The organism is Streptomyces sp. NPDC000594, assembly GCF_040299965.1.
GTDB lineage: Bacteria > Actinomycetota > Actinomycetes > Streptomycetales > Streptomycetaceae > Streptomyces.
This window is the reverse complement of sequence record NZ_JBEPCY010000017.1, coordinates 75,433-96,237: the sequence shown is the minus strand read 5'-3', so window position 1 is coordinate 96,237 and position 20,805 is coordinate 75,433. Positions and strand designations below refer to the sequence as shown.

The window sequence follows — 20,805 nt, the reverse complement described above, 5'->3', positions numbered from 1 at the left end:
CGCCCGGTCAGCACGGTCCGGCACCGGTGTTGTACGGGCCGACACCGGTGCCGTACGGGGCGGCACCGGTCGCACGGTCAGGGGCCCGGATGCCCACCCGAGTCGGGACCTGGTCTCCCTCAAGCGTCGCGGAAGCGTCGCAGCAGTTCACGGGCCGGAGGGCTGTCCGGGTCAAAGCTGTGGGTCCCGGCCATGTCGGTGGGTACGCCCGGCCCCCACAGGCGGGCGGCGTGGCACTGGAAGCAGAAGGCGATCCGGAAGAGCAGGTCGGTGGCGCCATGGGCACGGATGCCCCAGCCGGGGATGAAGCAGCGGTGCAGCTCGCTGTCCGGCAGGGAGCCGATCAGTGTCAGGGCGTCCCTGGCCCGGTCCGCCTCCCAGATCGCGACCTCGTCACCCGTCAGGTCCGCCGCTCCGAGCTGCCGCCCGGGGTCGGTGATACGGACGACCTCGATCAGCTCGGCCCGCTCCTGGACGGGTGGCAGCATCATGGCCGGGGACCGGTCGATCGGGGCCCTGTGCCCACCGGGACCCCGAGCTGGTTCGCGGCGGCGGCCACGGTCTGCGCGAGCAGGACGGCGATGGTCATCGGCCCGACGCCGCCGGGCACCGGAGTGATCAGCCGGGCGCGGGTGCGGGCGGTGTCGAAGTCCACGTCGCCGACGTTGCCCGGGTTGTATCCGGCGTCGACGACCACCGCTCCGGGCTTGATGTCCTCGCCCCGGATCAGCCGGGGCCGTCCCACGGCCGCCACCACGACGTCCGCCTCCCGGACGATCGCCGGCAGATCCACCGTACGGGAGTGGCAGTACGTCACCGTCGCGTCCCTGGCGAGCAGAAGCATCCCGGCGGGCCTGCCGAGGATCGCGCTGCGGCCCACCACGACGGCGTGCCTGCCGGTGAGGTCGACGTCGTACGCCTCCAGCAGCCGCATGATGCCGCCCGGGGTGCAGGACACAAAGCCCGGCAGGCCGAAGCCCATCGCGGCGAACGAGTGCGTCGTGACCCCGTCGACGTCCTTCTCCGGGGCGATGGCCTCGAACGCCGCGCGCTCGTCGATGTGCGGACCGCAAGGGTGCTGGAGCAGGACGCCGTGCACCTCGGGGTCCTTGGACAGACCGGCGAGGGTGTCGACGAGTTCAGCGGTCGTGGTGGTGGCGGGCAGGGCGATGTGCCGGGAGCGGATACCCGCCTTCGCGCACCGCGCCCGCTTCATCCGGACATAGGTGACCGAGGCGGGGTCGTCCCCGACCAGCACCGTGGCCAGACAGGGGCTGGTTCCGGTGCGCCCCGAGATCTCCTCGGCCCTGGCGGCGGCCTCTTCGAGGGTGTGCCGGGCGAGGCGGGTACCGTCCATGAGCCGGGCTGTGGGGGTCGCGGACATCATTGCCCTCCAGGTGTCGTCGCACTCATTCGCCCAGGCGCACGGCAACGACATCTCGTCGGGCCGCTCCCCGGTGGTACTCCACCTCAGCGCCAGTCACGGCCCGCACATCACTGTAGTGGACGCGGTCGGCTCGCCCCGATCGGTGCCCCCGGTTGGGGAGATGCCGCCGGCTCACCGATGGCCGGCCGCTGGGCGGGGTGGTGCTGGAGGGGCGTGCGGCCGGTGCGCCGGAGGGGGCCGCAGGGTCGCCTCAGGGTGTGCCCTCGGTCACACGCGGGAGCCGTCGGAGGTCGTGGACACCGGGGTGGTCGCCGCCCGTCGGCCACCCGGGCGCCGCCCCTGGGGACGGCTCTCCGACCGGCCACAGGAAGGGTTCACGCCGTCATGGCCGGGCCGGTGCGGCGTTGGTGGCCCCTGCACACACCGAGGGCGCGGAAGCGAATCGGACCGCCGCGCCGATTATGGAGATCTTGTGAACGGGTCAACCGTCGTCCACGCTCTCCTCATCATCACGACCGAGCCTGTCATCGCGCCGAAGCGACGGCTCGTGACCGAGGAGGTCCGCTTACCCCATGAGGCTGCCCCGCAATCGCCGCGCGAAACGCGCAGGAAGCCAGGAGCGGACAGAAGGCTCACCGCATGCGCGCCGTGCCTCGGACCGGGTGAGGAGCGACAGGAGGAACGGCAGGAGCCGCGGGAGGAGTCGCGGGAGGAGGGCCGCCCGGAAGGTCCGCCGGTTCCGTATCGACTTCCCCAGGGGCGGACAACGGGGCTGGCGACGCTGGGTACCGTCCTGGAAACTGACAACCGGTCTGTTCCTGCTCTTCATCGGCGCCCTGACCGGTCTTTTCGTGACCATCTACATACAGGTCGAGATCCCGAACGCGCACAACTCGGCGCGCCGGCAGGCCACCGTCTACTACTGGGCGGACGGCAGCCGGATGGTGAGCGTGGGGGATGTGAACCGGCAGGACGTCAAGCTCTCCCAGATGCCCAAGTCCTTCCGGCGGGCCGTCATCGCGGCGGAGAACGCGGACTTCTACAGCGACCCGGGCGTCTCGGTGACGGGCGTCGCCCGCGCGGCCGTCAATATCGTCAAGGGCGAGGAGACCCAGGGCGGCTCCACGATCACCCAGCAATATGTGAAGAACACGTATCTGAGCCAGGACCAGACCGTCGAGCGCAAGGTCAAGGAACTCTTCCTCTCGCTGAAGGTCAGCAACCAGCGGCCCAAGAGCGAGATCCTTGAGGGGTATCTCAACACCTCCTGGTTCGGCCGCGACGCGTACGGTGTCCAGGCCGCCTCGCACGCCTACTACGGCATCCCCGCGAAGGAGCTGAACCCCAGTCAGGGCGCGTTGCTGGCCGCGGTCCTCAAGGGCGCGGACAGCTTCGACCCCTCGCTGAGCGACGCCAATCGCCGACGGGCCGAGGACCGCTGGTCCTGGATCCTGGACCGGCAGGTCGAGACGGGCACGATGAGCGCCGGGGAACGGGCGAAGTACACGAAGTTCCCCGAGCCGAAGCCCCCCGTCAAACCGACCAGCCAGGCCGGGCAGATCGGCTATCTCGTCGACATCACCAACAAGTACCTCAGCAGCCGCAGCGGGCTCACGGGCAAGGATCTCGCCCGTGGCGGCTACCACATCCACACCACCTTCGAGAAGGACAAGGTGCTCGCGCTCACCGACGCCGTCGAGAAGGTGCGCGCCGACCGGCTGGACCCGAAGGTACGCGCGAAGGACCGGCATGTGCAGGTCGGCGCGGCCTCCGTACGGCCCGAGGACGGGGCGATCGTCGCGGTCTACGGAGGCTCCGACGCGATCAAGCACTTCAGCAACAACGCGGACACCTCGGGCGTGCCCGCGGCGTCGGCGTTCAAGCCCTTTGTGTACGCCGCCGCGCTGGAGGAGGGGTTCGCGGGCGCGAAACGCTCCGTCGAGGTCCCCGATCTGGCGCCCCTGGAGTCCAGGCCGACGGAGAAGCCGGGAATCCTGGCCCTGGACCTCCACTCGGCCCTGGTCGCATCGGACCACACGCCCTTTGTGTCGATCGGCAAGAAGATCGGGCTGAAGAAGGTGAAGAAGCTCGCGGTGGCGGCGGGGCTGCGTGAGGAGAGCATGGCCAAGCTGGAGCCGACCTTCTCGATCGGCACCTCGACGCCCAGTGCCGTCCGGCTGGCCAGCGCCTATACGACCTTTGTCAATGAGGGCCTGGCCACCGAGCCCTACTCGGTGACCAAGGTGGAGCTGAACGGCGAGGCGGTGGAGGGCTTCGGCCGGCCGGGGAAGCGGCGGGCGATGAGCCCCGAGGTCGCCTCGATCGTCGGCTCGGCGCTCCGCCAGGTGAGCTGGGACGCCATCGGACCGCCGAAGGAACGGCGGGACTACCTTCCGGCCTGGGCCGGCAAGTCGGGGCCGCAGGACCGGATGAAATCGGCCTGGTTCATCGGCGCGTCCCAGGAACTCAGCACCGCGGTCACGATGTTCCGCACCAAGCCCGATGTGCCGCATCTGCTGCCCATGCAGGGGGTGGGCGGCTCCGATTCCGAGCGGGGCAGCGTCTTCCCGCCGCTGATCTGGGAGTCCTACCACCGGGCGGCGACACCCCCGTCGCACCTGGCCGACGGCGCCTGGATGCCGTGACGTTCCCGTCGTGCGGGACGGCCCCCGGGGCCGGCGCTCCCGCCGATCTCGCGCAATCCCCCCAAGTCCCGCTCCGCGACCGGGCACGATGGTGCCGTCGGCCGCGCTGTTGCCGTCCCATTACCTGGCCATGGAGCGGTGATCACGTACGCAGATCATGTTGGAGTCCATGTTGACCTGCCACAACAGCCGTACGGCGCCCAGCGACCCGGCGAGGTGCCCATGACGGGCAAGCACCGGCAACCCACCCGGCGCGGGATGTTCGTCCTCGGCGGAGGGCTCGCCCTCGCTCCGGTCTCGATGGCCCTGTTCCTCTGGAAGGAGCAGTCCGGGCGGCAGACCCCGGCCGCGCCGGAGGAGGCACCGGCCGTCCCGCAGCCGCAGACGGCGTCGACCTCCGCCGCCGTCCGGCCCCCGGGGTGGATGGCCGACGCCGCCCGGATGCCGATCGAGGTGAACTTCCGCCCGGAGAGCCGGGACGGGCAGCGGGGTCTGATACTCCACGTACAGCAGGGGGAGGGGTCGCTGTTCGAGCGGTTCTCCGACCCGGTGACCAAGAGTTCATCCCATTTCTGGGTCTCCCGGGCGGGTGAGATCGAGCAGTATGTGTCGGTCCACGACCGGGCCTGGACCCAGAAGGCCGGCAATGCCGGGTGGGCGTCGATCGAGACCTCCGGTTTCGCCGACAGACCGCTCACCGCCGCGCAGGTCGAAGCCGTCGCCCGCGTCTATGTCTGGGGCGCCCGCCTGCACGGCTGGCCACTTGAGGTGACGGACAGCCCGGAGGGCCGGGGTCTGGGCACCCATTCCATGGGCGGGGGCGACTGGGGCGGACACGCCTGCCCCGGGACGATACGGGCGCGGCAGCGGGACGCGATCATGAGGCGGGTACGGGACTCCCTGCGGAGCTGACGGGCCGGGCGGGCCTCCTCCCCGCCCCCGTCTCCGTCTCCACCGCCGCCTCCATCTCCACCGCCGCTTCCGCGTCCGCGAGACCGTTCGGGCAAACGCCGACCGTTCATCTCACCTTGACAGAGGGGTACTTGGCTTCGAATACTCGGAACCGAGTAATAGGAGGCGAGTAGTTGAGCGACAACCATCGGCGGAAGGTGTCCAACCCGCTGGGGCTGGCGGTGCTCGGGCTGCTGCTGGAGTCACCGGCGCATCCCCATGCCCTCGCCGCCACCCTGCGGGAGCGGGGCATGGACCGGGCCTTCCGGGTGACGACCGGGTCCCTGTACGACGTGGTCCGGGCGCTGGAGCGGGCCGGGTGGATCGAGGAGCACGAGCGGGTGCGGCTCGGGGGTCGCCCGGAGCGGACCGTGTACCGGCAGACCGAGGCGGGGCACACGGAGTTCCTGCGGTGGCTGGACGAGCTGATCCGGGTCCCGGCCGAGGAGTTCCCCCGGTTCCTCTCGGCGGTCGGCTATCTCGGCGCGCTCGGCCCCGAGGGCGCCGCCGCGGCGCTGCGGGAGCGGGCCGGGCGGGTGCGGGCAGCCCTGGAGGAGCTGCGGCGGGACCACCGCGCGGTGCTGGAATCCGGTGCGGTCCCCCGGCTGTTCGTGCTGGAGGCCGAGTACGCGATACGGATGCGGGAGGCCGAGCTGGCGTGGATCGAGGAGGTCGCCGACGCGATGGAGACCGGCCTGCTGAGCCCGCCGGACCCCGGCTCCGGAACCCCGCACGGGCCGCGTCCGGCCGCGGCCACCGGCCCGGACGGCACCGCCGGGGAGGACCGGTGACGGCGGCGGACCCGTCCGGGGTGCTGGTGGTCGGAGCGGGCCCGGCGGGGCTGATGCTGGCGGCGGAGCTGACCCTCGCCGGGGTCGCGGTGACGGTGGTGGACCGGCTGCCCTCGCGGTCGCCGTACTGCCGGGGCTTCACCCTCGGCCCCCGCAGTCTGGATCTGCTGGACCGGCGCGGAGTGGTGGACCGTTTCCTCGCCGAGGGCCCGGCGGTGCCGTACGCGATGTTCGCCGACCCGGGCCGGCCACTGGATCTGACCGCGCTCGACAGCGGCCACCCCCATCTGCTGGGCATCGCCCAGACCCGGGTCGAGGAACTGCTGGAGGAGTGGCTGGCCGGGCTGGGGGTCACCGTCGCACGGGGGCGGGAGGTGACCGGCTTCACCCAGGACGGCGACGGGGTCGAGGTGACCATCCGCACCGACGGCGGGACCGGGCGGCCGCGTTACGGATATCTCGCGGGCTGCGACGGCAGCCGCAGCCTGGTCCGCGAGGTGGCCGGGATCGGCTTCCCCGGCACCGCGGCGACCTCGTACGGTCTGCTCGCGGATGTCTCCCTGGCCGATCCCGGGGCCCTGCCGTTCGGGGTGACCCAGGGCGAGCACGGCTCCGTCTTCGTGATCCCGCGCCCCGGGTACGTCCGGATCGTGCTGGAGGAACCGGAGCCGCCCGCCGACCGTGACGAGCCGGTGCGGCCGGAGTACTTCCAGCGGGTGCTGGACACCGTGCTCGGCCGGAGGGTCGGGCTCACCGCGCCCCGCTGGCTCAGCCGGTTCTCCGACGCCGCCCGGCTGGCGGACCGTTATGTCTCGGGCCGTGTCGTCCTGGCGGGCGACGCCGCGCACATCCATCCGCCCGCCGGGGCGGTCGGCGTCGATGTGGCCCTCGCCGACGCGGTCAACCTGGGCTGGAAGCTGGCGGCGACCGTCCTCGGGCACGCGCCGGACGGCCTGCTGGAGAGCTACCACCGGGAGCGGCACCGGGCCGGGGCACGGGTGCTGCGGACCACCCGTGCCCAGACGCTGCTGGCCGGCACCGATCCGGCCCTGGATCCGGTACGGGAACTCTTCGGCGAGCTGGCCCGTGACCCCGGCGCGGCCCGCTGTCTCGCCGGAGTCGTCACCGGTACGGACACCCGCTACGGCCCGGACGCCCCCGGCCGCCACCCCTGGCTGGGCGCCCTCGCACCCGATCTGGAGGTGGTCACCGAGGGCGGTCCGACCCGTCTCGCCGCGCTGCTCGCACCCGCACGCCCGGTGCTCCTGGTACGGGAGACCCGCGCCCTCCCGGCAGGCACGGAGTCACGGGTGGACGTCCACCGGGTGCGCTGTCCCGGTCACCCCGACCACCCCGGGTTCGAGGGGTTCGACGGGTTCGACGGGCTGCTGATCCGCCCCGACGGCCATACCGTCTGGGTCTCCACGGCGGCCGATCCGGAGCCGGACCACACCCTCCTCGCGGCGCTGACCACCTGGTTCGGGATCCGGGACGGCTCCCCGGAGCACGCCGGCGGCTGACCGGGGCGGAGCCCGCCGAAGGCAAATCGCCTCGTACCCGCCCATTCCCTCGTTACATCTGTGACTCGTTGGACGGATGGGATGACAGAGGCAGGTGTGAAGTGAGAGTTTCCCCTTGCAGGAGTGGAAAGCGGGTGTCGCTCCGAGCGCCCAACCGACCAACACCCGCACTGGCAGGGGGAATTTCATGTTCTCCAGGAGACGTCATCACATCGGTGCCGCGACGCTGACCACAGCGGTCGCCGCAGCGCTTGTCACGGGGCTGACCACCCCGGCGTCATCCTTTTCCACCGCTCTTCCGGGGGGTACGGCCACGGCCGCGGCCGCCGCGAAGGGCGTCGAACCCATCGACCGGGACGGCGGGGGCAAAGCCGCCGCCGTCCACTGGGTGACCCTCGTCACCGGTGACCGGGTCGGGGTGAGCGCCGAGGGGAAGGCGGTCGCCCTGGACCCGGCCGAGGGGCGTGCGGGCATTCCCGTGCACACCTTCACCCAGGACGGCGGTACCCATGTCGTACCCGCCGACGCCCGTGCCCTGATAGCGAGCGGGCGGCTCGATCGCCGGCTCTTCGATGTCACCGAGCTGGCCCGGGCGGAGAGCCGCGCGGCCTATCGCGAGGGACTGAAGGTCATCGTCGCCTACGGCGGTGGCTCCGGGTCCACGGCCAGGAAGGGCCTGCGGGCCACGGGGGGCGTGCGGGTCGACCGGAACCTTCCGGTCCTGGACGCGGACGCGGTGACGATCCCGGTGCGGAAGCCGGGTGCCCTCTGGGCCTCCCTCGTCCGCACCGGCGCGGAGGGGGCGCGTACCGCCCCCGGTGTCCGGCACATCTGGCTGGACTCGGTGTACACGGCCTCGCTCGACCGGAGTGTCGCCCAGATCGGTGCCCCCGCCGCCTGGCAGGCCGGTCTCGACGGTACCGGCGTCACGATAGCCGTCCTGGACACGGGGGTGGACAGGACCCACCCGGATCTGACGTCACGGGTCGTCGCGGAGAAGAATTTCAGCGACTCCAAGGACGCCAAGGACCGCCAGGGTCACGGTACGCATGTCGCCTCGATCGCGGCGGGCACCGGCGCCCGGTCGGGCGGAAAGCTCAAGGGGGTCGCCCCGGGCGCCGCGATCATCAACAGCAAGGTGCTCGGCGACAGCGGCTCGGGTACCGCCTCCGGCATCATCGGCGGTATCGACTGGGCCGTCGCCCAGGGCGCCGATGTCATCAATATGAGCCTCGGCGCCCCGGACTCCCCGGGAACCGACCCGGTGGAGGCCCATGTCGACAAGGTGGCCCGCGATACGGGGGTGCTCTTCGCCGTCGCGGCGGGCAACGACGGCCCGGCCGGCGCGTCCGTCAACTCCCCCGCGAGCGTGGAGCGGGCGCTGAGCGTCGGTGCCGTGGACGACGAGGGCGGGACCGCCCCGTTCTCCAGCCGGGGACCGACCGCCGCAGGGCTGATCAAACCGGATGTCGCCGCTCCGGGAATGGACATCACGGCCGCGGCAGCGGCGGGGACCGAGACCGACCCGCAGTCCCCCGCCGGATACACCACCCTCTCCGGCACCTCCATGGCGAGCCCTCATGTGGCGGGCGCGGCGGCGCTGCTGAAGCAGCGGCACCCCGGCTGGAAGGGTGAGCGGCTGAAGGCCGCCCTGGTGGCCTCCGCCCGGGATCTCGGGCTGGGTGCGGTCGAGCAGGGCACCGGACGGGTCGCCGTGGACCGGGCGCTCGGGCAGAACCTGGTCGCCGAGCCGGCGTCGATCGGCTTCGCCCGGCAGAGCTGGCCCCATCAGGACGACACCCCCGAAACCCGGCGGCTCACCTATCGCAACCTGGGCGGCACGGAGGTCACCCTCGATCTGAAGGTCACCGGGCAGGGTCCCCGGGGCACTTCCGCCCCGGCGGGCTTCTTCACCCTGAGCGCCCAGCGGGTGACCGTTCCCGCCGGTGGCACCGCCTCCGTCGATCTGTCGGCGGACACCCGCGTCGGAGGGAAGACCGACGGCTACTACACGGCCACGGTCGTGGCGACCGGCGGCGGACAGACCGTGCGCACCGTCGCGGGGGTGGACCGGGAGCGGGAGCAGTACGACCTCACCGTCAAGTACATCGGACGGGACGGCAAGCCCACCAAGAACATGTCCTCGCTCCTCCACGCCCTCTTCGCGGACGGCGGCGGGACCCACATGCTGGACGACGAGGGGAGCAGCGTCACGGTCCGGCTCGTCAGGGGCGACTATGTCCTCAGCGCGGCGGGTCCCGTGGACGGCAAGGACTACGCCAAGGGCTATGACCTGCTCACCGCCCCGAGGGTGTCGCTGACCAAGGACACCACCGTCACCGTCGACGCCCGTCGGGCCAAGCCGGTCTCCATCACCGTGCCGGACAAGAAGGCCAAGCTGAGCCGCGCGGAGCTGGGCTATGTGGTGGGCAAGGGCGCCCAGCGGGACTCCAGCAGTATCTTCTTCGACTCGCTGCACCAGGTGCGCACCGGTCATGTGGGGGCTCAGGCCGCGCCCGGCACGTTCGCCGAGACCTGGGCCACACGGTGGAAGCCGGTCGGCTCGAAGGAGTACGCCACGGCGGGCGGCGGCCCGGTGCGGAAGTACTCCACCGGCTACACCAAGAAGTACAAGGCCGGTGACTTCGCCACGGTGAAGGCGGTCCTGGCCTCCTCGGTGAAGGGCAAGTACGGCGAGGTCAGCACGGTGGCCGAGGTCGGTGGCAACAGCTCCCGTCTCCTCGGCCCCTTCCGGGCCCTGCCGGGTACCTGGAATCTGCTGCTCGCGTCGGACCCGGGGGCGACCTGGTCGTTCGCCAGCGTCCAGTCCTCGGACAAGGGACACGACCCCGGGAGCGAGGAGATCTGGGGCCAGACCGCGAGCAGGGCCTTCCGTGCGGGGGCGACCTTCACCGAGACCCTGGGTACGGGGGTCCATACGCCCTGGGTGCGCAAGGGCCGCAGCGGTGTCTTCCGCGAGGGCAACCGCATCCATCTGGACCTGGCGTTCTTCACCGACGGCAGGGGGCATGCGACGCACTCGGTCGCCTCTTCGGCGAAGGCCGCCCTGTACCGGGGGACCACCGGCGTCGGCGAGGTCGACTTCCTCCGCGGGGAGACCTTCACCGTCGGTGCGGAGCCGGCCGAGTACACCCTGACGGCCTCGGCGGTACGGGACAAGAAGGTGTCCCGGGTGGCGAGCCGGATCGACGCCGGCTGGACCTTCCGGTCGGAGCGGCCGGCCCGGGGGACGGTGGCCGAACTGCCGGTCTCCTCGGTCCGCTTCTCGCCGAAGCTGGCGCTCGACAACACCACCCCGGCGGGCAAGCGGCTCACCGTCCCGGTCACCGTCGAGGGCCCGGCGGCGGGCAAGGGCTTGAAGTCCCTGACCGTCTCCGTCTCCCATGACGGCACCACCTGGAAGAAGGTGCCGGTCAGCCAGGGCGCGATCACGGTCACCAGCCCGGCCAAGGGCAAGGCGGTCTCGTTCCGCGCGCAGATCGTGGACACCCGGGACAACCGGAGCACCATCACCGTCCACAACGCCTACCACGGCAGGTAGGCACCCCTGCGGCCCCGGTGGGAGCGGTTCGCGCCGCTCCCGCCGGGGCCCGATGGCCAACACCCCTTGGCGTGGCGGGTATTCGACCGTACGATGCGTCTGCCCGGCCACCACCGGGCCACAACCGAATGGCTGTGCGAACGGGGGAAGCCGGTGGGATTCCGGCGCTGACCTGCAACCGTGTGCGGCGCGTGCCGCGAGTCGGGATGCCCGTCGCATGGCATGCCCACGCTTCCACTGCCACGGTCTGCGGTGCGACAGCCCTGTGCGCTCCGTGCGTGTCCGCCCCGGGGCGGACGGTGCGGGCCGCCCGTCAGGGCCGTGCCCCGCCGGACCCGGTCCGGTCAGAAAGGCACTCCATGCTCCTCAGCACGACCCGCCGCGCCGCTGTCACCACGGCCGCCCTGAGCCTCGCCCTCACCGGTCTCGCCGCCGCGCCCACCGCGCAGGCCACGCCGAACACCAACGCACCGGTCACGGTCCGGCTCACCGTGCAGGGCCCGAACGGGGCGCTGTTCCAGGGGAAGATCAGGACCAAGGGCCACGAGGTGACCACCGCGAGCGGCGGGACCCACCGGTGCGACGGCACCAACAACGGCGCCCACCTCTCGAAGGTGCCCACGCCGACCGCCGCCCTGGACGACGCGGCCCGTAAGCACCACTTCACCTGGGACGGCACCTGGTACGCCGCGTTCGACGACTTCTCCGTCGACACCATAAAGAACGTCAGCGGCGGTGGCAGCGCCTACTGGAGCATCGCGGTCAACGGCACCCCCACCCCGGTCGGCGGCTGCCAGTTCAAGCTGAACACGGGCGACCGGGTCTCCTTCACCTGGACCTCCTTCTGAGGCCGGGCTCCGGGTCGCGGAGCCCCGTTCAACAGGAATGTGCACGTCCTGTTGAACGGGGCGAAGGCTGACGGGAAGCTTCAGGCCGGCCACCGGCGCGTCGGCGCCGGTGGTGCCCGGTGAGCAGAAGGAGGCCCCTCGTCATGTCCCTACGTACGGTGTTCGCCACCGTCGGCGTGGCCGTTTCGCTGATGAGTGCCGGAGCGCTGGCCGCGCAGGCCGCGCCACGACCGGCCCCCTCGGGGGCCACCGCCTGGGTTTCCATGGGTACGCACCCGTCGTACGCGAGCTGTGTGGCGACGGGCACCCATCTGGTCAACATCTGGCTGATCCTCGACTTCAGATGTGACACCTATCCGCCGTACACCCTGTACGGCTTGAAGTAGCGGGTCGGCCCCTTCCCCGGTGGTCCGGGAAGGGGCCGGTTCCTCGCGGGTCGTGGTCAGGGCCGGACCCGTACGACACCGGTGGCCGTCGTCTCCGGGCCCGAGCCGTCCGCCGGGCCGGCGGTCAGCCGCCAGGTGTAGGCGCCGGTCGCCACCGGGGTGCCCGTGCCGGAGGTGCCGTCCCAGTCGACCCGTACCGCGCTGAGGGTCTTCCCGCCCGTCCAGGTGCGGACGGTCCCACCGGTCGCGCGGTGGGTGAGCGTCACCCGCCAGGACGCCGCCGGCCTGGAGAGCCACCAGGCGGCGGCCCACTCGCCGGTGCCGTTCCGCGCAAAGGTGCGCGGCGCGGCGGTGCGGGCGACGCGCAGCGGGGAGACCGCGTGCTGGACCGCGCTGACATGGATGGTGTCGTCCGTGCCGACCCAGGCGAGCTTGGCCGCGCCCGGGTCGAGGGTCCAGGTGGTGCCGCGCCCGTCGCCGCCCCCGGGCCGCTGCTTCAGACCGGTGACGGTACCCAGGTCGGCCGTACCCCCGCCGGTCCTCAGGGCGGTGAGGCGCAGCTCCCCGGAGGGGTCGCGGTGGGCCAGGAAGCGGTCGCCCAGGAGGGCGCCGGAGGCCGGTGCGGGATAGGTGTGCCCGGTCGCCAGGTCACGTACCCCGGCCGCGTCCCGGGAGGCGCAGCTCCAGTAGAGCAGGGTGCCGCCGTGCTGGAGTTCGCCGGGGACGCAGGGGGTCCCGAGGGGGATGGTCCCGGTCTGTCTGCCGGTCCGCAGATTGATCACCTTTACCGTGCCGGGCCTCTTCGGCGCCGGTGTGAACAGCCGATGCTGCTCCAGTGCGGCGGCCCGGGCGGGCTGTTCGTGGACGACGGCGTCGCGGGCGGTGTCCACGACGTACTGCCGTCCGCCCGCCTCGTACAGCACGAACTCCGGTGCGGTGTCGAGGATCCTGCCGTCGGTGCCCGGCAGGGGGAAGCGGTCCACCGGGCGGTCCGGGTCGTCGCCGGTCACCAGGGTGTCGGTGCCCGTGGCCGGGTCGGTGACCAGCCGGGCCAGGCCCTCGTCGGTGCCGTCGGCGAAGCGGCCCGCGGCGCGGCCCGGGTGGTCGGCGAGGGCCGGACCGTCGGCCGGGTCGGTCCCGGTGCCGATGTCCTTGCCGTGCAGGGTCTCCTCGCCGGCGAGGGAGTTGACGTACCGCAGCCGCCCCCGGTCGAGGGTGAGCGCCTCGATCGACCCGTCGGCGGTCTTGGTCCGCGCCATCTCCCGCAGGGGCAGATCCTCGACGAGCCCGAGGCCGTTGACGCTGAGGACGCGTACGGCGCGCTTGCCGTCGGCGTCCTTGCCGAGCGCGATCAGCGAGCCGTCGCCCTCGGTGCGCAGGAAGGCCTGCTCCACATCGGCCAGCAGGGTCCGTTCGGTCTCCGCCCCGGCGAAGGGGGTGAGCCGCAGCGGGCCGCCGTCGCCCTCGTACCAGAGCACGTTGTCGCCCACCACGAAGGAGGTGACCTCGCTGTCCGGGGACCGGGGGTCGAGGGGGACGACCCGCGGGGCGGCCGTGCTGCCCAGCGGCATGATCCGTACGCCCGGCCCGCCGTCGCGGGAGAACCAGCTGACGGTGGTCTGGGTGATGCGGAAGCTGCTCGCCCCGCCGGTCACGGGCAGGGGGACGACCCTGCCGTTGTACCCGGTGAGGATGGCGTGGCCGGGGGTGCCGTCGGCCTTGCGGTAGCCGATGAGGAGCTGGTTGTAGTGGGCGCCGAGCAGTTGGGGTTCGGCGCCGGTGGTGGCTCCGGCGGGCAGCTGGACGACGGGGTTGTTCGCCGGGTCCATGCCCCGGACCACGCGCAGCTGATAGGTGCCGTCGCCCTGGTCGACGGTGGCCAGGACCCAGCCGTTGGCGACGCGGGGGTTGAGGTAGCCGGCGGGCACGCCGATGGTGCTGGTGTAGGAGGGATCCTCGATCCCGACCCGGACGACGTCGGTGCCGCCGTCGGCGCGCGGCCTGGTGTGGACGACGCGGTTGTACTCGTCGTGGGTGCGCACGATGGCGTCCTGGGGTACGCCGTCGAGGGCGGGGACGGGCTTGGTGGAGCTGTTGTACGTCGTGGTCCAGCGGTACTCGCCGTTCTCGCGGTACAGCACCCCCTGGCCGCCGGTGGCCAGCACCGTCGCGGTCCCGTCGCGGTAGGCGTCGGGGGCGGGTACGAGGATCTCGGCGGCTCCGGCGGGCTTGGCGGCCCCGGCCGCGTGAGCCGTTGCGGGCAGTACGGCGGCCGGTCCCGCGGTGAGGACGGCGGCGGTGGCGGCGGCGACGGCGGTACGCCGGGCACGGCTGGCTGTGCGCAGGTGATGGGACACCTGACCCCCCATTTGTTAACCGTTGACACTTGATCAGCACGTCGTGAACTCGGTTAACAGTACATCAGCGAGAGGGGTTTGTGCACGGCTCGGCGCCACCGTCCTTCCGGGCGGGTGGGTCAGCCTCCCGTGGCATCACCCGGCGTCGGGGCGGGCAGCAGCCCGGCGCGGGCGGTCAGCTCGGGCCGGATCTCCTCCAGGGTGTAGATCCGTCCGGCCTCGAACCCCTCGGGCGCGGGGGCGGTCGGCACCAGCCGGTCCGTACCGGTCGGGGAGTGCAGCCACACCGCGATCAGATGCAGTGAGGGAACGTGCAGCAGGCGCGACTCCGCGTCCGTGTCCGGATCGACCGCTCCGGGCGCCTCCGCCACCCGGAGGGCCTCGTCGACGCCCGCCACGAAGGGCCCGTAGTTCAGCTGGGCGAGTACGGTCGTGCCCTCCGGCGTGGTGAGGGTGTCCGCGAAGGCGACCGCACGGCCGTCCAGCTCGACCAGATAGCGCCACATGACGGGGCGGGCCGCCGCGAGCCCGGCGGCACCGAGCAGGTCGTCGCGGCCGACCTCGTACAGCCGCCGGGGCCGGGTGAGGGCCGGTTCGGCGTCTTCCGGCGCCTCCGCGAAGGGGGCGATGCCGCGCCGGCGGAAGGCGCGGACGCCGTCGCGGGCGGCGGTGAGCGACGCGGCGGGCGGCTCGGGGGCGTGGACCGGCATGGGTCTTTCCTCTCAGTCCCGTCAGTCCCGGGTGTAGTAGGTGTGGGTCCAGGTCCCCGACCCCTGGTAGGCGGTCCGGAGAACGCTGTGGAGCAGGAACGTCCTGCCGTAGATGGGGTCGTCGACGATGTCGACGCTGTCCGCGTCGTCGACATAGCCGATGGCGGACAGGAAGTGCCCGCCGCCGTCGCTCCACTGCACACGGATGCAGAGCGGACGGCCGGCGCCGACCTCCGTGATGATCTCCACCTGTGAGGTGGCGGTCCCCACCATGCGGTCGAAGCACCCCACGATGCCCAGCGGGACATCGAGCACGCTGGTGACATTGCAGGGATCGCCCGGCGGAGTGCCGCAGCAGTCCGAGCGGCCGAGGTTGGAGTTGGCCACATCGCACTGGGCCCAGGCGGCGCCGGGGTGGTAGTAGGCCGAGACGCTGGCCGCGACCGCCGCCCAGCACCAGTTGCTCTTCAGCTGGCCTTGCATCGAGAAGGGGAGAACAGCCATGGGAACCTCCTGGTGAATCATGGAGGCATTACTCCCGTCCTGCACCTTATGTCGCCAGCGAGGGAGGGCTTCATCCCCGCGTCTGGCCCGAACGGCCCCGGGGCGGGTCCGGGAGGGCGGCCGATCGGGTGACGTCGCGGGGTGCCCGGGTAGGGGTGGCGGGCCAGGGGTTAGGGGTGGCTGTATGCCTCTTCAGCGCAGTGGAAGCCCGTCCGAGCCGGGTATGTGCCGTCCCGATTCCCCGTCCGCCGTCCCCCGGGGGTCCGCCGCACCGGCTCCACCGGGCACCGGGCGTACCGGTACGGGGCGCTCGTTGCGGGTCCGGGCCGGGGCCGTGGTCTGTGCCGTGGTCGCCTCGGTGCCGCTGGTCACCGGGTGCGGGAGCGACGACTCGGTGGTCTCGGCCGCCGACGCGACGCCGACCGTCACCGCCACCCCTTCCGCCGGGGCGTCCCTCTCCCGGGAGCGGGCCCAGCGCCAGGCGCTGGTCCAGTCCGCGAAGATCGACTGGTCGAAGGCGGCGGAGACGGCCACCGGGGAGGTTCCGCAGAGCGAGCTGGTCGAGCTGGACCTCGGGCGCACGCCCCGCGAGGCCAGCCCCTCGGGCACGGACGGCACCGCCTCGCCCAGTCCCGCCCCGACGCCCGGTAGCCCGCAGTGGACGGCGACGGTCGCCCTGCGGGACGGCACCGCCCATATCGTGACGATCGACGCCGTCACCGGCGAGGTCCGGCAGTCCCGTGCCGAGCAGGGCCAGGACACGGACGACAAACGGGAGCTGGCGGGGCTGCTCTCCCGGGCGACCCGGACCCCGCAACAGGCGGTCGACGCGGCCACGAAGAAGTTCCCGGGCACCGTCACCGGGCTTCAGCTGAGCGAGGACGACGGCGACGACGACACCAGCACCACCGGCCCCACGGTCGTCTGGGAGACCGAGGTGGCCGACACCGACGAGTGGACCGAGGCCGACATCGAGGTCGACGCGGTCACCGGGAACGTACTGCGGGAGCGGATCGACCAGGACTGACGGTGTTCCGCCGGGGAACCCGCGGGGCACGCGGACCGACCGACCGGAAGGGGCCACCCTCATGGGCTGGGCAAGGGCGAAGATCAAACAGGTGATGGGACGCAAGAAGGAGGCCGACGGGATCGCGCTGCGCAACGAACGGCTGCGCAAGGAGGGCGAGCGCGAGAAGCAGCAGGGCCGGGAGGAGCAGGCGGCCTGGAAAGAGGCCGCCCGGCGGCGGAAGCAGGGTCACTAGGGCCTGCCTTCCGGGTCTGCCGGGTCCTTCCGGGTCTGCCGCGTCTTCCGGCGGGTTCGGGCGGGCGCGGTCCGTCAGTGGCGTCCACGGGCGTTGAGCCGGGCGGCCCGGCGGGTCAGATGGTCGCGCTCGGCGAGGTCGGTGGCCTGGTGGGCCGCCTCGGCGTAGAGCCGTGCCGCCGTGGCGAGGTCGCCGTCGCGCTCATGGAGATACGCCGCCACCGCCGTGCGGCGGGGCAGTGGGCGCCCGCCGCGCGCAGCGGCCGGGGAGGCCGCGTCCAGCGCCGCGAGGGCCGCCAGGCCGGCGCGCGGCCCGTCGGCCTCACCGACGGCCACCACACGGTTGAGCCGGACGACCGGGCTGTCGGTCAGCCGCACCAGCTCGTCGTACCACTCGACGATCTGTGGCCAGTCGGTCTCCTCGGCGGTGGGCGCGTCGGCGTGGAGTGCCGCGATGGCCGCCTGGGCCTGGTACTCGCCCAGCCGGTCACGGGCGAGGGCCGACTGGAGGATCCCGACGCCCTCGGCGATCGACACGGTGTCCCACCGGCCGCGGTCCTGCTCGGCGAGGGGCACCAGGCCGCCGTCGGGTGCGGTCCGGGCGGCGCGGCGGGCGTGGTGGAGCAGCATCAGGGCGAGCAGGCCCGCCACCTCGGGATGGTCGATCGCGGCGGCGAGCTGCCGGGTGAGCCGGATGGCCTCGGCGGCGAGGTCGACATCGCCGGAGTAGCCCTCGTTGAAGACCAGATAGAGGACGCGCAGCACGGTGGCGACGTCGCCGGGCCGGTCGAACCGGACACCGGAGACGGTGCGCTTGGCCCGGCTGATCCGCTGGGCCATGGTCGCCTCGGGTACCAGATAGGCCCGGGCGATCTGGCGGGTGGTCAGCCCGCCGACGGCGCGCAGGGTGAGCGCGACCGCGGACGACGGGGTCAGGGACGGATGGGCGCACAGGAAGTAGAGCTGGAGCGTGTCGTCCAGCGCGCGGGCGGGCCCGGGGGCCGGCTCCTCGGCGACGCGGTCCTCGCGCCGGCGGCGGGCGGCGTCCGCCCGGGTCGCGTCGAGGAACCGGCGCCAGGCGACGGTGACCAGCCAGCCCTTCGGGTCCTGCGGCCGGCCGTCGGGCCAGCCGCGGACCGCCTCGGCCAGCGCCTCCTGGAGGGCGTCTTCGGCCGCCGCGAAGTCGGCTCCGCGGCGGACGAGGATTCCGAGCACACCCGGTGCGAGGCTGCGGAGCAGGGCCTCGTCCATCGACGGGGTCACTCCGAGATGGTGGGCGGCGCGGTCAGGAACGGGCGCAGTTCGAGCCACTCGTGGATCGGCCTGCCGCCCGCGCCGGGGGCGGCCGACAGCTCCCCGGCCAGTTCGAGGGCGCGCTCATAGCTGTCGACGTCGATCACCATCCAGCCGGCGATGAGGTCCTTGGTCTCGGCGAAGGGGCCGTCGGTGACGGGCGGGCGGCCCTCGCCGTCGTACCGGACGAAGGTCCCCTCGGGGGCGAGGGCCTGGCCGTCGACGAACTCCCCGGTCTTCTCCAGCCGGGCCGCGAAGTCGTTCATGTACCCCACATGGGCCGAGATCTCCTCCGGCGTCCACTGGTCCATCGGTACGTCGTTGACGGCGGCCGGGGCGCCTCGGTAGTGCTTGAGCAGCAGGTACTTGGCCATGGTGTCGCTCCTTGGTACGGGTGCGGCCCATTGTGGCCGCGTTCACTCCGAGGACGGAGCCGGGCACGGGTTCTCGACATCGCCGCCGGGATTTTTTGACTCGCGTGGATGAGGGAACGCCGCTCCGGCGGGCCCGCAGGCGCGGGCGGTCGCCTGGGCGGCTCGGGCGGCTCAGCCGCGAGGCGGCGCTCCCCCGTCGCGGCCGGCCCCGCCCATCCGGGTCCCCCGCATCCGGGCCGCGCGTGCCCGGATGGGTCCTGACCTGGGCGGGGACGAACCAGGGATGAACCAGGGCCGGAATCGGGCGGGGCGCGGGCGGGCGCGGCGTCCTCGGCTTTCACCTGCAAGGGTGACTGTACGGGCGCGATCCGCTACCTAACGTGGTGGGCGACGGGCTTCGGACCGGAGCCCACGACCCCGGGAGGCCTCCTGTGCGACGCACCCTTACCACCCTCGGCACCCTGACGGCGGCGCTGGCCCTCGCCGTTGCCGTCCCGCAGAGCGCGTCCGCCGCCAACGGCGTGCTGATCGTCAATGGCACGGCCCATGAGAATCCCAGCGGCTGCATCTCCCCCGCCAAGCCGCCCCTCACCGTGGACAACTGGACGGACACGGGCGTCTATGTCTTCGAGGAGGCCAACTGCCAGGGGTGGCCCATCGGCATCGTCCACCCGGGCCTGGAGCGGCAGTTCCCGCAGGGCAGAAGCGTCCTGGTGTTCTGAGCCCCGGAGGTACGGCCGGGCCGTGGTCCGGCCCGGCGCCGTCCGCCCCGGAGGGCCGGGGAAGCCGCCCCCGGCCGGCGCTGTCAACGACCTTCGGGGCACACCGAATCAGCTCGCGGACCGGGTCGGGGAAAGGGCAGCCTGAAGGAGGTAGGTATCCATCTACTCACCGACAAAAAGGGGGAAGAGCGATATGCACCAACGTGCTGTCGTCGGAGCGGTGGCGGCCGCCGCCTTCGCCGGGGTCCTGGGCATCGCCCCGAGCGCGTCCGCCGAGCCCAACCCGCCCGGCTGCGGAAAGGGTTACTTCTGCGCCTACAGCGGCGAGAACCAGACCGGGCAGCTGGTCCTGCGGACCGCGGGCAACTGGACCGGGGATGTGTCCATCCGGTCGGCCTTCAACAACGGAGTCGTCCACGCGGGCGCCGACCACGTCGATGTGACGTACACGGTGTCGGGCGGGACGGAGACGGCCTGCCTCCACTACAACCCGGGACCGGGCGGCTACAAGGTCAACGCGGTTTCGGGGACCCGCATCGTCAAGGTCGTATGGCGTGGCGAGTGCTGACAACGAAGGGATGTTCACCATGCTGACCACCACCCGATCCACCACCCGGCGCACCGGGCGGACCACCGCGCGGCTCACCTCGGTGGGAGCCGGGGCCGTGGCCGCCGCTCTCGCCGGGGTCCTGGGCCTCGCTCCGAGCGCGTCCGCGGAGCCCAACCCGCCCGGCTGCGGCAGGGGGTACTTCTGCGCCTACAGCGGCGCCGATCAGACCGGCCGGCTGGTCCTGCGGACCGCGGGCAACTGGTCCGGCAATCTGGCCGTCGGCTCCATCTTCAACAACGGAGTCGTCCACGCGGGCGCCGACCATGTCGATGTGACATCGGTCCTCGGCGGGCAGCCGTCGACCGACTGTTTCCACTACAACCCCGGCCCGGGCACCTACAAGGCGAACGCCGCGCCCGGACTGAACATCACCCGTGTCGTCTGGCGCGGTGAGTGCTGAGCCGACGACCGTTCTCCATGGGGCCGACGCGGGTGACGCGTCGGCCCCATGGCTTTCGGGTGTCGCCGCGCCCTCTCCCCCTGATGCGCTGGAGCACCGCCGGGTACGGGCGGGGGAGGGTCCCATCGGGCCTTCCCCGGGGGTCACACGAAAAACTGGCTGAAAATCGCCGGTTTGGCAGAACGATGACCGTACCGGGTCGGACAGTGCGGCAAACCACCGAAGGTGCGCGCCCGGTCGAAGTGTGGTGCGGCGCAGGGGATTCGGGGGCGCCGGCAGGGGTCCGGCGGGGCGTGGGGAGCGCACAGCGGGGGTGTTCACCGCCGGGTTCGAGGCGGCCGCGTGATCGGCGCGAATTCGATCTGGAGTCACCCGCACCGTAATGGTTAGGTTTCTTTACGATTCACCTCCGCACCGCCGGTGGCCTGGTGCGCGACACTCCGCATGCTGATGGGACGCCCGTGATCGATGTCGTCGTGGTGGG

General features: G+C 72.4%; 19 protein-coding genes and 2 riboswitches. Of the genes, 12 read left to right on the top strand and 7 right to left on the bottom strand.

From position 1 onward, the window contains the following. Window positions 1–119 precede the first annotated feature (119 nt). Both ABT354_RS23110 and ABT354_RS23105 read right to left on the bottom strand, forming a co-directional pair. Complete coding sequence (locus ABT354_RS23110; protein ID WP_351496781.1) at window positions 120–491, bottom strand: hypothetical protein; 372 nt, start codon at window positions 489–491, stop codon at window positions 120–122. Then, entirely contained in the window at window positions 488–1,384 is an 897-nt protein-coding gene (locus tag ABT354_RS23105; RefSeq protein WP_351496779.1) for a bifunctional 5,10-methylenetetrahydrofolate dehydrogenase/5,10-methenyltetrahydrofolate cyclohydrolase, read from the bottom strand. The genes ABT354_RS23110 and ABT354_RS23105 overlap by 4 nt, the downstream gene beginning before the upstream one ends. A gap of 24 nt (window positions 1,385–1,408) precedes the next feature. Next, window positions 1,409–1,494, bottom strand: a riboswitch (ZMP/ZTP riboswitch). A gap of 465 nt (window positions 1,495–1,959) precedes the next feature. Here ABT354_RS23105 and ABT354_RS23100 point away from each other — a divergent pair. The 7 genes from ABT354_RS23100 to ABT354_RS23070 all read left to right on the top strand — a co-directional run bounded on the left by ABT354_RS23100 (window position 1,960) and on the right by ABT354_RS23070 (window position 12,090). Next, window positions 1,960–4,032 carry a transglycosylase domain-containing protein gene (locus ABT354_RS23100; protein WP_502983480.1) on the top strand — a complete coding sequence of 691 codons (2,073 nt, stop codon included), beginning with the start codon at window positions 1,960–1,962 and terminating at the stop codon, window positions 4,030–4,032. Window positions 4,033–4,254: 222 nt separating this feature from the next. Continuing rightward, window positions 4,255–4,944 (top strand): peptidoglycan recognition protein family protein, encoded by a 690-nt coding sequence (locus ABT354_RS23095; RefSeq protein WP_351496775.1) that lies wholly within the window; start codon window positions 4,255–4,257, stop codon window positions 4,942–4,944. 173 nt (window positions 4,945–5,117) lie between these two features. Continuing rightward, window positions 5,118–5,774 (top strand): PadR family transcriptional regulator, encoded by a 657-nt coding sequence (locus ABT354_RS23090; protein WP_351496773.1) that lies wholly within the window; start codon window positions 5,118–5,120, stop codon window positions 5,772–5,774. Then, window positions 5,771–7,294, top strand: coding sequence for an FAD-dependent monooxygenase (locus ABT354_RS23085; protein WP_351496771.1), 1,524 nt, complete (start codon window positions 5,771–5,773; stop codon window positions 7,292–7,294). Before ABT354_RS23090 ends, ABT354_RS23085 begins: the two co-directional genes overlap by 4 nt. 187 nt (window positions 7,295–7,481) lie before the next feature. After that, window positions 7,482–10,856, top strand: coding sequence for a S8 family peptidase (locus ABT354_RS23080; RefSeq protein WP_351496769.1), 3,375 nt, complete (start codon window positions 7,482–7,484; stop codon window positions 10,854–10,856). A gap of 98 nt (window positions 10,857–10,954) precedes the next feature. After that, window positions 10,955–11,088: riboswitch (cobalamin riboswitch) on the top strand. 127 nt (window positions 11,089–11,215) lie between these two features. After that, the gene (locus ABT354_RS23075; RefSeq protein WP_351496767.1) at window positions 11,216–11,704 is read left to right on the top strand and encodes a DUF4430 domain-containing protein; all 489 of its coding nucleotides are present in this window, start codon (window positions 11,216–11,218) and stop codon (window positions 11,702–11,704) included. A 143-nt stretch (window positions 11,705–11,847) separates the two neighbouring features. Further along, window positions 11,848–12,090, top strand: coding sequence for a hypothetical protein (locus tag ABT354_RS23070; RefSeq protein ID WP_351496765.1), 243 nt, complete (start codon window positions 11,848–11,850; stop codon window positions 12,088–12,090). Between the two features lie 56 nt (window positions 12,091–12,146). Here the strand turns inward: ABT354_RS23070 and ABT354_RS23065 are convergent, their stop codons facing one another. The 3 genes from ABT354_RS23065 to ABT354_RS23055 all read right to left on the bottom strand — a co-directional run bounded on the left by ABT354_RS23065 (window position 12,147) and on the right by ABT354_RS23055 (window position 15,661). Next, window positions 12,147–14,447 (bottom strand): hypothetical protein, encoded by a 2,301-nt coding sequence (locus ABT354_RS23065; protein WP_351496763.1) that lies wholly within the window; start codon window positions 14,445–14,447, stop codon window positions 12,147–12,149. Window positions 14,448–14,566: 119 nt separating this feature from the next. Further along, window positions 14,567–15,157 carry a hypothetical protein gene (locus ABT354_RS23060; RefSeq protein ID WP_351496761.1) on the bottom strand — a complete coding sequence of 197 codons (591 nt, stop codon included), beginning with the start codon at window positions 15,155–15,157 and terminating at the stop codon, window positions 14,567–14,569. Between the two features lie 21 nt (window positions 15,158–15,178). Beyond that, window positions 15,179–15,661, bottom strand: coding sequence for a C39 family peptidase (locus ABT354_RS23055; protein ID WP_351496759.1), 483 nt, complete (start codon window positions 15,659–15,661; stop codon window positions 15,179–15,181). 313 nt (window positions 15,662–15,974) lie between these two features. Here ABT354_RS23055 and ABT354_RS23050 point away from each other — a divergent pair, with 313 nt between their 5' ends. Together ABT354_RS23050 and ABT354_RS23045 are read left to right on the top strand one after the other, a co-directional pair. Next, entirely contained in the window at window positions 15,975–16,688 is a 714-nt protein-coding gene (locus ABT354_RS23050) for a PepSY domain-containing protein (RefSeq protein ID WP_351496757.1), read from the top strand. Between the two features lie 61 nt (window positions 16,689–16,749). After that, window positions 16,750–16,923 carry a hypothetical protein gene (locus ABT354_RS23045; protein ID WP_351496755.1) on the top strand — a complete coding sequence of 58 codons (174 nt, stop codon included), beginning with the start codon at window positions 16,750–16,752 and terminating at the stop codon, window positions 16,921–16,923. A 74-nt stretch (window positions 16,924–16,997) separates the two neighbouring features. Here the strand turns inward: ABT354_RS23045 and ABT354_RS23040 are convergent, their stop codons facing one another. Together ABT354_RS23040 and ABT354_RS23035 are read right to left on the bottom strand one after the other, a co-directional pair. Beyond that, window positions 16,998–18,173, bottom strand: a complete 1,176-nt coding sequence (locus tag ABT354_RS23040) for an RNA polymerase sigma factor (protein WP_351496902.1) — start codon at window positions 18,171–18,173, stop codon at window positions 16,998–17,000. A gap of 8 nt (window positions 18,174–18,181) precedes the next feature. After that, a complete protein-coding gene (locus ABT354_RS23035) occupies window positions 18,182–18,589 on the bottom strand; it encodes a YciI family protein (protein WP_351496753.1) in 408 nt (135 codons plus the stop codon). Window positions 18,590–19,020: 431 nt separating this feature from the next. Here ABT354_RS23035 and ABT354_RS23030 point away from each other — a divergent pair, with 431 nt between their 5' ends. From ABT354_RS23030 to ABT354_RS23020, 3 genes are all read left to right on the top strand, one after another. Continuing rightward, on the top strand, window positions 19,021–19,311 hold the full coding sequence (locus ABT354_RS23030; RefSeq protein ID WP_351496751.1) for a hypothetical protein: 291 nt from the start codon (window positions 19,021–19,023) through the stop codon (window positions 19,309–19,311). Window positions 19,312–19,504: 193 nt separating this feature from the next. Then, window positions 19,505–19,879: a peptidase inhibitor family I36 protein gene (locus ABT354_RS23025; RefSeq protein ID WP_351496749.1), complete on the top strand. Its 375-nt coding sequence runs from the start codon at window positions 19,505–19,507 to the stop codon at window positions 19,877–19,879. 19 nt (window positions 19,880–19,898) lie between these two features. Then, on the top strand, window positions 19,899–20,321 hold the full coding sequence (locus ABT354_RS23020; protein ID WP_351496747.1) for a peptidase inhibitor family I36 protein: 423 nt from the start codon (window positions 19,899–19,901) through the stop codon (window positions 20,319–20,321). Window positions 20,322–20,805: the final 484 nt, after the last annotated feature.